This window comes from Vreelandella halophila, from assembly GCF_019903425.1.
Taxonomy (GTDB): Bacteria; Pseudomonadota; Gammaproteobacteria; order Pseudomonadales; family Oleiphilaceae; genus Halospina; species Halospina halophila.
Window position 1 is genome coordinate 1106751 of sequence record NZ_JACHUZ010000013.1, and the last position, 12682, is coordinate 1119432.

General features: G+C 64.4%; 10 protein-coding genes. 2 read left to right on the forward strand and 8 right to left on the reverse strand.

Features of this window, described 5'->3' with window-relative positions; genetic code table 11:
- Window positions 1-26: 26 nt before the first annotated feature.
- From H4I92_RS09515 to H4I92_RS09550, 8 genes are all read right to left on the reverse strand, one after another.
- Window positions 27-551: a DUF2489 domain-containing protein gene (locus H4I92_RS09515; RefSeq protein ID WP_077530356.1), complete on the reverse strand. Its 525-nt coding sequence runs from the start codon at window positions 549-551 to the stop codon at window positions 27-29.
- Between the two features lie 15 nt (window positions 552-566).
- Complete coding sequence (locus tag H4I92_RS09520; RefSeq protein WP_077530357.1) at window positions 567-1019, reverse strand: copper chaperone PCu(A)C; 453 nt, start codon at window positions 1017-1019, stop codon at window positions 567-569.
- 3 nt (window positions 1020-1022) lie between these two features.
- A complete protein-coding gene (locus H4I92_RS09525; RefSeq protein WP_179105678.1) occupies window positions 1023-2801 on the reverse strand; it encodes an EAL domain-containing response regulator in 1779 nt (592 codons plus the stop codon).
- The gene (locus H4I92_RS09530) at window positions 2788-5766 is read right to left on the reverse strand and encodes a hybrid sensor histidine kinase/response regulator (protein ID WP_077530359.1); all 2979 of its coding nucleotides are present in this window, start codon (window positions 5764-5766) and stop codon (window positions 2788-2790) included. The genes H4I92_RS09525 and H4I92_RS09530 overlap by 14 nt, the downstream gene beginning before the upstream one ends.
- Before the next feature lie 180 nt (window positions 5767-5946).
- On the reverse strand, window positions 5947-7068 hold the full coding sequence (locus tag H4I92_RS09535) for an HD-GYP domain-containing protein (RefSeq protein WP_077530360.1): 1122 nt from the start codon (window positions 7066-7068) through the stop codon (window positions 5947-5949).
- Window positions 7069-7140: 72 nt separating this feature from the next.
- On the reverse strand, window positions 7141-8613 hold the full coding sequence (locus H4I92_RS09540) for a PhnE/PtxC family ABC transporter permease (protein ID WP_077530361.1): 1473 nt from the start codon (window positions 8611-8613) through the stop codon (window positions 7141-7143).
- Between the two features lies 1 nt (window position 8614).
- Window positions 8615-9265, reverse strand: a complete 651-nt coding sequence (locus H4I92_RS09545) for a phosphonate ABC transporter ATP-binding protein (protein WP_077530362.1) — start codon at window positions 9263-9265, stop codon at window positions 8615-8617.
- Window positions 9265-10122: a putative selenate ABC transporter substrate-binding protein gene (locus H4I92_RS09550; RefSeq protein ID WP_077530363.1), complete on the reverse strand. Its 858-nt coding sequence runs from the start codon at window positions 10120-10122 to the stop codon at window positions 9265-9267. The genes H4I92_RS09545 and H4I92_RS09550 overlap by 1 nt, the downstream gene beginning before the upstream one ends.
- 174 nt (window positions 10123-10296) lie before the next feature.
- On the opposite strand from H4I92_RS09550, the gene senB reads away from it, so the two are divergent.
- Entirely contained in the window at window positions 10297-11277 is a 981-nt protein-coding gene (senB, locus tag H4I92_RS09555; protein WP_077530364.1) for a selenoneine biosynthesis selenosugar synthase SenB, read from the forward strand.
- Window positions 11278-11313: 36 nt separating this feature from the next.
- A complete protein-coding gene (gene senA / locus H4I92_RS09560) occupies window positions 11314-12672 on the forward strand; it encodes a selenoneine synthase SenA (protein WP_077530365.1) in 1359 nt (452 codons plus the stop codon).
- The last annotated feature ends 10 nt before the right edge of the window (window positions 12673-12682 follow it).

The following is a 12682-nucleotide window of genomic DNA, read 5'->3' on the forward strand; positions in this document are numbered from 1 at the left end:
AAGCATAGGTCAGTGAGGGCGGGGTGTCATGGATGCAGTGTTGAACGGCCCGGATCCACGGTGCGGGGCTCTCCGGAGGAAGCAGCCACGCTGCCGTCGAAGCGGTAATAACGGATGGCCAGTGCCGCTTCATGGATGGCATCCGCGTGTTCCGCTTCAAGCGCGAACCGTTCCTGGTCCAGGCGCTGTATGAGTTTCGGGTCGGCCTGCTTGCGGGCCTCATGGGTGGGCATGTGCTCCGTCTTCTCATAGATGGTCTGGAAGACGCTGTAGGGGCTGTGGTTCAGCAGTTCCGGCTCGACATGATCCAGAAGCCCCTTGATGCGGATGCAGCCCTCGGAGGGCTCCACCTGTTCCTGTTCGAGCGTCATGGCGAGGATGCGGATGCTCTCGATCATGCTGTCGCGGCGCTCCGCCTGCAGCGCTCGGGTGCGCTCAACCGCGCGCTGGTGCTGGCGCAGCCGTCGCCCCTTGCGGACTATGTACAGACTCAGGCCGGCTATGGCGATGACGCCGGCAACGATGAGCATCCATTGCAGATTCTGGGGCATGATGGCTCCTGGTAATCAGTGGCTGTGCTGGCCGGCTGTGCCGTCCGGGGCCCGGATGTCCAGCTGGGTGTCGCGGGTTTCGCCGTTCCCGAATTCGAGTGTCAGCGCCCTTGTGTTGCCTTCGCTCAGTGGCCCGTTTAGGCCCATGATCATGAGGTGGAGGCCCATGGGCGCCAATTCAACCGTCTCGCCGGCTTCCAGTGTCAGTCCTTCTGGCAGCGCCCGCATCCGCATCTGGCCGTCTACCTCGCGGGATTCGTGGATCTCGACGCTTTCCGCCCAGTCCGCGACGGCGCCGGTCAGGGTGCGGGTCTGTTCGCCTTGGTTATGCAGTGTCATGTAGCCGGCGCCCCGGTCGACGCCGGGCGGCGTGGCACGGGACCAGGCGTTCTCGATGCGGATCTCCGCCGAGGCGGTGCTGGCGCCTGTCGCCAGAACCAGAAAAGCAATGTGCAGCCATTGTCTCATGGGCTATTCTCCAAAGTTCCAGTCCGGCGGCTGCCGGCAGGTCTGTTCAAACTGTGCTGCCTCCATGGGGCGGGCGAACCAGAACCCCTGGGCCAGCTCGCATCCCAGCCCCAGCAGGGTCTGTGCCTGATCCGGCGCCTCAATGCCCTCCGCGACCACGGAACATCCGAAATTATGGGCCATGGCGATGACCGTGCGCACCAGGTTCTGGTCCTGCTGGTGATCGCCCATGGCATTGATGAAGGTGCGGTCGATCTTGAGCGTACTCACCGGCAGATCCTTGAGATAGGCCAGCGAGGAGTAGCCGGTGCCGAAATCATCAATGGCCACGCTCACGCCGGCATCGGCCAGTTGCCTCAGTTGCCGGCGAGCCTGCTCCACATCCTCCATCAGGCCGGATTCGGTGACCTCCACTTCCAGGCAGTGACTGGGCAGGCCGTGCGCCGCCAGCAGCGCCAGGATTTCTTCCGCCAGATCGGGGCGCGTCAGCTGGCGGGCCGCCACGTTCACCGCCATCCGGCAGTCTCCGCCGGTGAGGCCGGCCCGGTACCACTGGGCGGTCTGGCGGATGGTCTCCTCCAGCACCCAGCGTCCCAGGGTCAGGATCTCCCCGCTGCCTTCAGCCAGGGGAATGAAGTCCCCGGGCGAGACCTGGCCCAGGCGCGGATTATACCAGCGCAGCAGAGTCTCGGCACCGGCCAGAGAGGCCGTGGCCAGGTTGATCTTGGGCTGGAACAGCAGTGACAGTTCGTTGTTGCTGACGGCGTTGCGCAGCTCGTGCTCGATCTCGCCGCGCCGGCGCAGGCTCTGCTCCAGGCTGGCATCGAACTGGCGTATGGCGGCGGCATTGCGCTGCGGCAGGGCCAGGGCGGCATAGCGCACCAGCTGCTCGGCATCACTGCTGTCGCGGTCACTGCGGCTCATGCCGATGCGCAGGCCGGTATTGAGACGCAGGTCACCGATCTGGAAGGTGCGGGTCAGTTCCTCGACTACCGACGTAAGGTTCTGTTCAAGCTGGTGGTCTGTTCGTTGCTCCCGGCGGAAGCAGACAAACTCGGCGTTGCCCCAGCATCCCACGTCCGCCTTTTTCAGCTTACGGTTGAGCAGGCGCCCGACCAGTCGTAGCAGTTGTTCCATGGCAGGGTAGCCGTGCAGGTGGGCGATCTCCTCCAGGTCACTCAGAGCGATGAACGCTACCGTCAGTGTCTCACCCTGTTCCAGCTGTTCCGCCATACTGGCGAGGATCGCGCGCCGGTTAGGCATGCCGGTGACCGGTTCCTGAAGCGCCTGGCGTTCCAGTTCGCGGGTCCGTTCCGCAACCAACTGTTCGAGGGTGCGTGCCTCGGAGACCCGCTCCAGATACTGGGAGTGACTGCTCAGGCTGTTGTGGATGCGCTGCAGCGCCTCGCGGTGATCAAAGGGCTTGGTCAGGAAATCCCGGGCGCCTGCACCCAGGGCCCGGTCACGGGTGTCCTCGTCGGTCTGGGCGGTCAGCACGATGATCGGCGGGCAGTGGTCCGCCCAGCGCTCCACCAAGCGGCGCAGCAGCGTATGGCCATCGGGTTCGGGCATACGGATGTCGAGCAGGATCAGCTGTGGCAGTGCCCGCTCACACCGGGGCTCCACCTGCTTCGGGTCCGAGAGCCCGATGAGGTTGCTGTAACCGGCATCTTCCAGCATCTCGCAGAGCAGTTCCACGTTCGCCGGGTTGTCGTCCACGACCATAATGGTGGCGTCGGCGTGTGGGTTAGGGGGCTGTCCGCTGGCGTCATTCCGGCTCATTGCTGATCCACTCATCCAGGTGTTCAAACAGGTAGTTCATATCCACCGGTTTGGTCAGGTAATCCACGAACCCGGACTCCATGCCGCGCCGGATGTCTTCCCGCATGGCGTTGGCGGAAACGGCCACCACGGGAATGGGGCGGGTGACGGGATCGTCCCGCAGCTCGCGCAGGGCGCTTTCTCCGTCCATGCCCGGGAGGTTGAGATCCATCAGGACCAGGTCCGGCAGCTGGGAACGGATCATGTCCAGGCCCAGCTCGGCGCTGTGTACACAGACCAGCTCCAGCTCGGTGAACTCCTCGAACGCCTCCTGCATCAGGCGCTGGTTGGCCGGGTTGTCCTCAACATAGAGGATGCGGCGGCGCCCGCTCTGGTTAGCGGGCCGGGCCACCGTTGCGGCCTCCTCAGGGTCCGTGGTGTCGGTGGCTGGTGTTTCCGCCAGCGCCAGGTGGACCCGGAAGTCGGAGCCCACGCCGGGTTCGCTGACGCAGTCGATCCAGCCACCCATGGCCTCAACCAGGCGTCGTGTGAGCGCCAGCCCGATGCCGGTACCCTCAATGCTCTGATCCGCGCCGAGCCGCTCAAAGGGTTCAAAAAGCTGCTCCAGCTGGCCGGAGTCGATGCCCATGCCGGTGTCTTCGCAGTGCAGTACGGCATAGTCTCCCTCACGGGTCCAGAACAGCCGCAGCTGCCCCTCAGGGCGGTTGTACTTGATGGCGTTGGAGACGAGGTTGAGCAGTACCTGCTTGAGACGGGTGAAGTCCGCGTGCACCAGTGGCCACTGGCTGGGCTCGCCTTGCAGGTGGGCCTCGATGCCGTGGGTTTCGGTCATACCGGAGATGGTGTCCAGCGCCTCCCGGGCCGTTTCGCCGCTGCACAGCGCCTCCATGGACAGCTGGATACGCCCGGATTCCACGCGTGCCAGGTCCAGGATCTCGTTGATCAGTTCCAGCAGGTGCTGACCACTACGCTGGATCTGACCCACTTGGCGCTTCTGGCGTTCATCCAGCTGTGAACGCTGGCTGTTTTCCAGCAACTGGGCGAAGCCGAGGATGGAGTTCAGCGGTGTGCGCAGCTCATGGCTCATGGCTGACAGGAATTGGCTCTTGGCTTTGCTGGCTTTCTCGGCTTCATCCCGGGCCTGGGCCAGCTCCCGGGTAAAGCGGTCGCGCTCCTCGAAGTGGCGGCTCAGGTTGATCAGCAGGGCACAGGTGGCGGTGAATGGCTCGAGCCGTTCCAGTACGGACTCGTCGTAGTCGTCTTCCCCGTTGGCGATGGCGTACATGCCGATGAGTTCGCCGTTATGGCGGATGGGGACGCCCATGTAGCTGTACAGCGGCGGGTGGCCCTCGGGCAGTCCCGCGCCACGATCATCCTTCATGGGTGCCTTGGAAATGATGGTTTCGCCGTGGGCGAAGACCCGGCCCAGGAGGCTGTCCGGGGTGCTGAGGGTCATGTCGCCGGCGCGCAGCCGTTCCATGAGTTCGCGGGATTCAGGGCTCCAGGACAGGTCCGTAATGGCGTGGATCTTGAGCGCGGAGGTGTTCTGACTGTCGGTGATCACCTCACCGATCAGGCCATAATCGCTGCCGGTCAGTTCCCGCAGGGCCTCCAGCAGAAAGGTCCAGAGCCGGTCGCCGGACATCAGGGCCTCGTAGTCGGTCAGGCCCCGGTGGAGTACCTGAAGAAGCTGGCTCTGCCGATCCCGTTCGCGCTCACGCTCACGCAGCGCCTCGTTCATCTGTAGATATTCGGTAACATCGTGCGCCACACTCACAATACCGTGGATGGCGTTGTTGGCGTCGAACAGCGGCGCCTTGCTGATGCGGAAGCGGCGGCCGTCGGTGTTGTTGAATGTCAGCGTCTCCGGGCATCCCGTGACGAGCAGCCGCTCATTGGCCGCCTCGGCTTCCTCAAGGAATTCCTGGGGGTAGAGGTCGCGGGCGGTCATGCCTTCAACCTGCTCCTGGCCCAGTTCCCTTGCCAGAGTCCGGCTGGTCTCGTTGGCCAGCAGGTAGACGCCTTCCCGGTTTTTTACATAGATCGGATCCTGGCTCGCATCGATGATGGAGCGCAGGAAAGCCCGCTCCCGGCGGGACTCGGCTTCGGCTTCACGGATCTCGGTGAGATCCGTGAGCACCACCATGAACTCGCTGCTGCTGTCGTCCGCCAGTGAGACCCGGCTGAGCGTGGCCTGGACCGGTACGCCGGTTCCCTCCCGGGTCAGGGCGCCGGTCTCCCGGGTGATCTTTGGCCGGTCCGCCTGGTCAAGGTGAAACTCCGGGAGGATCCGCTGCAGGGGAAGGTTCTTGAGGCTGGTCCTTGAATGGTCGAGCAGTGACAGCGCAAAGGGGTTGGCGTCCTGGATCAGGCCCTCGCTGTTGACGCGGATGATGCCCACGGAAGCGCCGGCGATCAGGGCCCCGTAGCGGGCATTGGAGACCAGCGCCTGGTAGTGCTCCTGTTCCTGTTCCCGGCGCGCCAGCTGGAAGCGCAGCAGTTCCTCCGCCTGCTGGGCCAGGCGCGTCAGTGTCCACTGGTCCGATGTGGAAAGGCTGCCCGGGGTATCGTCCAGGATGCACAGGCTGCCCACGACCGTATCGCCTTCAGGGCGCAGAGGAATGCCGGCGTAGAACCGGATGCCCGGCTCGCCGCGGACCAAAGGCTTGTCCCGGAAGCGGGGCTCCAGAGAGGCGTCCTCACAGATCAGGGGGGCGTTGTCGGCGATCAGCTCAGTGCAGAAGCTCTCCTCACGGGGACTGTCCGTGATGGGATCCGGCCCCGAGCAGGATTTGACCCACTGGCGCTCGGCTCCGACCAGGGTGATCAGGGCGAGGCGCGTACCGAAGAGGTGTCGGGCCAGTTCCGTCAGACGGTCATAGGCCGTTTCCGGCGCCGTGCCCATCAGGCCAAGCCGGTCAATGGCGGCCAGCCGACGGTTTTCATCCGGATTCGGCGCGGCCATGGGATTCCACCTCTTAGTTGTTCAGACGTTTACATTAAGGGCCGTTTGGCCACCCGGTTCTCACGGCCGCCCGCTGCCGTCAGGCGCAGGGAGAGTATCGCAAGGGCTGTTGAAGGAGGCCAGCGTCAGTAGTTACGTCGGAACCGGACTGTATGGATCTCTCCGGGGGCACACCTAGTCTCAGCCGTAACCCCACATAAGGGCCAGGTTGAGTGAGGGCAGCACGTCCGGGACCAGGGTGTGCTGAACGCGGTAATCCTGCCCGCTCGTGTCGCGCCGCAGGGGGCCCAGGTAACGCTTGCCCTGGGCATTGAAAACGGCCTGGGCAATGGGGGATCTGGGACTGCGGCGCCTGTGCGTGACCAGCCCCGTCTCGCCATTCGCCAGCTGCACCAGCACACCCGGAGGGTAGGGCGTGAGCTGGCGGAACACCGCCTCATAGACGATCTGGTGTGGGTCTTCCGCCATGGACGCCAGTATCTCGTCCATGGCGTGGTCCGCGCGGTAGCGGTTGCGGTAGGCGCGCTTGGTGATCATGGCGGTATAGCGCTCCGCCAGGGACAGCACCTTCGCTTCAACCAGAATGTCGTCACCGCTCAGGCCCTGGGGGTAGCCTGTCCCGTCAAAGCGTTCATGGTGCTGCTCCACAATTGCCAGTAGCACCTGCTGGTTGACGCCCGCCTTGCGCAGGGCACTGGCGCTCAGTTCCGGGTGCTTCTCGATGATCCGGCGCTGCTCGTCGGTCAGTTTGCGGTTGGCGTTGTTGAGCTTGTCCAGATACGGCAGCAGAGTGATGTTCGCCGTCAGAGCCGCCTGCAGCAGGATCAGGGTGCGGGTCTCGTCCAGCTCGAAATGGTAGGTCGCCAGCCAGCAGATGATGGCGTAGAACAGGGTCTGCTCATAGGCTGTGGGCTCCACCGCGTACACATGCACCAGCCCGATGCAGGCATCCGCATCCTGCTGGCACAGGTTCTGGATGCGCCGGGCGAGGTGTTCCAGGCGCTCGCTGGCACGGGCATCCGTGTTCACGATGCGCTCCAGGGTCTGCTCGAGTTCGTACAGCAGGATCGAATACTCGGCAAAGGGACTGAAGCGCGGCGTTGCATCGTCCTGCCGGCGCTTCTCCGCCTGGCGCTGCGGCGGCTCGTACATACCCCGCTCATAGAGCCGCTCAAGCTGCCACTCGTTCTGGATCACATACCCCTGGGCCACCAGCAGGTTGCCGGTTTCATCATAGACCGGCCACGGCAATGGTTTGCCCACAGTCAGCAGCCCGGGGGCGAGCCGTACCAGATCGGACATCGGAACCTCGTCTTGGTGCGTCAGAGGAGACAATAAACCACAGACGCAATAAAGCACAGAGTGGCGCCGGAATCACGCCTCACAGGTGGGCCGGGTTTTCAGTCGCAGCCATGCCCGGATCCGGCGTGACAGGGCATCCACCCCGATGTTGAGCAGGGCCGTGATCAGGATCAGCACCATGGCGCGGTCAAAACGGATCTCCTGGATGGCGCCTTCCACGTAGAAGCCCAGGGTGGTGATGCCGAGAATGCCCAGGATGGCGGTCTCGCGCATGATGATCTCCCAGCGGTAGAACAGGAACGCCAGGAACGGGGGGTAGACCCTGGGTACCAGCTCCCAGGCGTAACGGTTGAAGCCGGTGGGCGCGCCTTGGCGCAGGGGCACCTCGTCGCTCATGCGCCCGACCAGATGGCCGATGATGCCGCCGTTGTGCAGTGCCAGTGCCACCACTGCCGGCAGCATGGACGGGCCCCAGAGCTGGAGCAGGATGTAGGCCAGTATGTATTCCGGCGTGGAGCGGGCGATGACCAGCAGCACATGACCACTGGTACGCCGTACCGGACCCGCGAAATGCGTGGAGATGAGCGGGAAGGCCAGAAGCGCCAGGACGCCGGTGGCGACCAGTGCCATCTGGGTCAGCAGCAGTGTGTTCCAGATGCCTGGCAGTGCCTGGTTGGCGAGGATGTCCGTGAGCCAGGGCTGCAACCCTTCCCAGCCCTCGCCTTCGCGCAAGGGCTGGGGCACGATGTCCTGGGTGACGAAGCGGGTCACGTTGCCCCAGATGATGGGCATGCCTTCCCCCAGGAAGAAGGGGGCGGCAGCGAGGTAGACGGGCACCAGCCGTGGCCGCAGCCAGAGCCGCATGGTGGCGATCAGAAGGTAGAACACCAGCAGAAGCGCGCCCACCTGGGAGTAGTACCCCTGGGAGAACGCCGCCTCCAGGTGGAAGCCCAGGGTGGGAAGCCCGATGAACCCGAGAATGGCGGATGAACGCAGGCCACACTCCAGGCGGTAGGCGGTGTAGGTGCGCAGGTGCGGCCACGCCTCGGGCACCTGGGTGAAGAAGTAGCGCAGCAGCCGGCGCGTGTTCTTCGGGGCCGCCCGAGCGGGCAGGGGATCCGCCTCGTCGATGATCTCCGAGTAGACCTTGGCGAAGATGCCCGCAAAGGGGATGGCGATGGCCAGAACCCCGGAGAGCGGGTGGATGCCCAGACACTGCAGGAAGATCAGCGCCCAGAAGATCTCATGGATGGAGCGGATGAAGGCACAGAACGCCCGCACCAGGCGGGAGCTGAAAACCGTGGTCAGCAGGAAACCGGCCACCGCGCCCAGCGCGACGCCAGTAAAGGCGTAGGCCAGGGTGCGTGTGAACGCGGTGAACAGCTCGTTGGTGGCCGTGAGATCCGGTGTGAGAAGCCCGTACAGCAGCCTTTCAAGTTCCTGCCAGGGGTTCAGCGTGGTGATGGCCAGATCCGAGAAAGGCAGGCAGGCCAGCGCCACACCGATGAATGCCAGGGTTGTAAGGCCGGTACGGGATCGAAGCATGTCAGTAGAGCGGCTGCAGGTCGGCGGTTGTCAGTCGGCCGCTGGGTTCATCCAGGGCAATGTGACCGTCCTGTATACCAATGATCCGGTCGGAATAGGCCAGTGCTAGATCCACATCGTGCAGTGCAATCACCGAGGTGGGATAGGCCTGTGACAGCGCGGCCATGACGCGCCGGGCCAGGGGGCCGTCCAGCGCGGAGACCGGCTCGTCCGCCAGCAACAGGCTGCCCTGCTGGTAAAGCGCCCGTGCCACCGCCGTGCGCTGGCGCTGGCCACCGGAGAGTTCGCCAGCGGGTTCGCGCAGCTTATCCCCCAGCCCGAGCTCGTCCAGGATGCCCTGGATCTCGCGCCTGGGCTTTTTAAGGGGGAACAGCAGGTTGCAGAGGCTGTAGAGGACGGAGTGGCGGTCCAGCTGGCCCATGTAGACGTTGTGGAACACCGAGAGGGTATCCACCAGCCCCAGATCCTGGGGCATGAAGGCTGTGCTGGCATCCGCCTCATCGTACAGCAGGCTGAGCAGTGTGGACTTGCCGGCACCGCTGCGGCCGACCAGCGCAACACGTTCCCCGGATGCCAGGCTGAGTGAGAGCGGGCCCAGAACCCGCTCTCCCCCGTAGCTGGCAGAAAGGTCGTTGACCGCCAGTATCGCCATCAGTCGAGCAGGCCCGTTTCCCTGCCAACCCGCTTGATGGTCTCGTAATCGTCGTTGCTGGCGGGGATGAACGAGGAACGCGGGAAGCTTTCCAGCAGCTCCGGGTCCTCCATGTCCAGCAGTGCCTGCTGGACCCGTTCCACGAAGCCGTCACCGAAGCGCTCATTCACATCACCCCGGATGGTCCACTGGTAATCCGGGTAGGTGGGCGATTTCCAGATCACCTGGACATCGTCCGTATCCACCTCATCGTTCTCGACCATCTCCTCCCAGACGCTGTAGTTCAGGGCGCCGACCTGGTAGGAGCCGGATTCGACCAGCCGGGCGGTGCGGGTGTGGTTGCCACTGAAGCCGACGCGGCTGAAGACCTCACCCGGCGCCTGGTTGAAGCGCTCGCGGATATAATGCTCCGGCATCAGGCGCCCGGAGGTGGAGCCGCGTGACCCGAAGGTCAGGGTCTTGCCCTTCACCGCTTCCGGCAGCTTATCCTCGGAGGGTTCAATGCCGGTGCTTTCATGGGCGATGAAATAGCTGCGGAACTCCTGGTCTTCCGCACCCTGGGCGATGGCCCTTGAGTCCGGTACTGCCTCGCGGGCGCGAACCCCGGAAAGGCCGCCGAACCACGCCAGCTGCACCTGGTTGTTGCGGAAGGTGGTTACTGAGGCCGCATAGGATTTGACCGGGACAAACTGCACCGGCACGTCCAGCTCGGCTTCGAGGTAATCGGCCACTTTCGAGAAACGTTCTTCCAGACTGGTTTCGTCCTGGTCCGGGATGGCGGTGAAGTACAGTGTCGGCTCCGCCATGGCCGGCGTTGTCATCATAAGGGCCGCAATCAGGCCGGTGATCCATCGCATGGTAGTGTCTCCTCAGTCCTTGTTCGTTAGAAGGTAATGTAAACGTACGCCCCCGTAGCCGCGAGCGATCAGCAGCTGTTTACTGTGTAGGAGCGAGCCCCGCTCGCGATTGTCTCTGGATCACTTGCAAGGCAAGCTCCTACAGCAAGCGTCTACACCGGGAGGTCCGATCTTTTGCACATAACGCTCATTACCCCCGCCCCCCGCGGCTCCCGCGCTGGTAACCGTGCGACCGCGGAGCGCTGGGCGGCGCTGCTGCGGCGTGCTGGCCACCGGACGCGCATTATAACGGAATACGACGCCGAGCCCACGGACCTGCTGGTGGCGCTGCACGCCTGGCGCAGCAGTGAGTCAGTACGCCAGTACCGGGCGCATGCCCCCTTGGGGCCCTTGATTGTGGCGCTCACGGGCACGGATATCTACCGTTTCCAGCAGACGCACCCGGAGGCTACCCGTTACAGCATGGCCGAGGCGGATGCCCTGATCGGGCTGCATGAGCGGGTGGCGGATGACATTCCGAAAGAATTCCACAATCGCCTGCATACGATCTTTCAATCGGCGGAACCACTGCCCGGGCGCCGGCCTCCGGTACAGTCCCGGTTCGATGTGGTGGTCGTCGGTCACCTGCGTTACGAGAAGGACTCCCTGCGCACCGCCCGGGCTGCCCGCCAGGTGCCGCCGGAGTCCCGACTCAACGTGATCCAGCTGGGGAAGGCGCACAATGACCAGTGGCAGGCCCTAGCGGAGCAGGAGGCGCGGGAGAATCTGCGCTTCGACTGGAAGGGCGAGCTGCCCCGGTGGCAGGTGCGCCGGCACATGGCAAAGGCGCGACTGATGGTCATCAGCTCGGTGATGGAGGGGGGTGCCAACGTGGTGTCCGAGGCCTGCGTGGCCGGCCTGCCGGTGATCGCCTCGGCCATTCCCGGCAACGTGGGGCTGCTCGGCGGGGACTATCCCGGTTACTATCCAGTAGAGGACACCACCGCGCTGCGCGAGCAGCTTCTGCGCGCCGAAAACGAGCCGGAATTCCTGGCGGCCCTGCGGAGCCGCGTTGAAGCCCGGGCGCCCCTGTTCCGGCCGGAAACCGAGCAGGCGGCACTGGAACGGGTGGTCAATGCCGTCATGGACCAATACGGTAGCCCCCGGAAAACGTAAACCCTGTCGAACTGTCTGCTATGGAGAACGCACGGGATGAACGACCGCGAAAGCCTGATCCAGGCCCTACACCATACACGGGACCGCGTTAAGGACCTGGTCTGCAGCCTGCGCGAGGACCAGCTCAGCGTTCCGTACCACCCGGGCGTGAACCCGCCGGTCTGGGAGATGGGCCACTCGACCTTCTTCTACGAGGTGTTCGTCCTCAACTGGCTGGACGGTACCCCGAGCTACGATCCCTCCATGGATGACCTCTGGGACTCCTTCCACATGGACCACGAGGACCGCTGGTCGAAGACGCTGTTTCCGTCGCGGGAGGATACCCTCGCCTACATGGACACCATCATCCAGCGCATGGAGGACCGCATCCGCAACCAGCCGCTGACGGATGAGGCGCTGTACCTGTACCGCTACGCCATCTACCACCAGAACATGCACGTGGAGTCCATGACGTGGTGCCGCCAGACCGTAGGTTACCCGGCCCCGCCGTTCGCGGAGCCCAAAGGGCTGACCGGGGAGGGCGTTGACCAGGACGCGCGCGGTGACGCAACCATCCCCGCCGGGCGCTACCTCATCGGCCTGCCGGCGAACCGGGATTCGGACGCCTACGCCACCGAGGATTTCGGCTTCGACAACGAGAAGCCCGCCTTCGAGGTGGACATGCCCGAGTTCAGCATCTCCCGGACCCTGGTGACCAACGGCGAGTTCCAGAAGTTCGTGGAGGAGGGCGGCTACGAGCGCCCGGAGTTCTGGAGCCAGGGTGGGCGCAAGTGGCTGGAGCGCGAGATCAACCTGAACTTCGGTTCCGGCGAGCCGCCGCTGATGGGCCGGCAGACGCATCCCTTCCACTGGCGCAAGCGCGATGGCCGCTGGTACGAGCGGGTCTTTGACCAGTGGCTGCCGCTGGAGCCGGGGCATCCGGTGAAGCAGATCAGTTACTGGGAGGCGGAGGCGTTCTGCGCCTGGGCCGGGCGGCGACTGCCGAGCGAGTACGAGTGGGAAGTGGCGGCCCTGGCCAACAAGCCGGGCGAGGAACGCCGGCGTTACCCCTGGGGCAATGAGATGGATCCGGCGAAGCTGGATATGGATCAGCGCTACATGGGCCGTGTGCCGGTAACGGCGTTCCCGGCGGGTGAGAGCCCCTTCGGGTGCCGGCAAATGCTGGGCACGGTCTGGGAGTGGACGGGCAACCAGTTCATGCCCTATGACGGTTTCTCGGTGGATATGTATCCGTTCATGTCGACGCTGCAGTTCGCGACGCACAAGACCACAAAGGGGGGCGGCTGTGCGGCCTCGTCCATGCTGATCCGCGGGACTTACCGGCAGGCGTATCATCCGGATCGGTGTGATGTTTATACCGGGTTCCGGACGTGTGCTTTGTCGTCTCAGGACTGAGGGCGCGTAG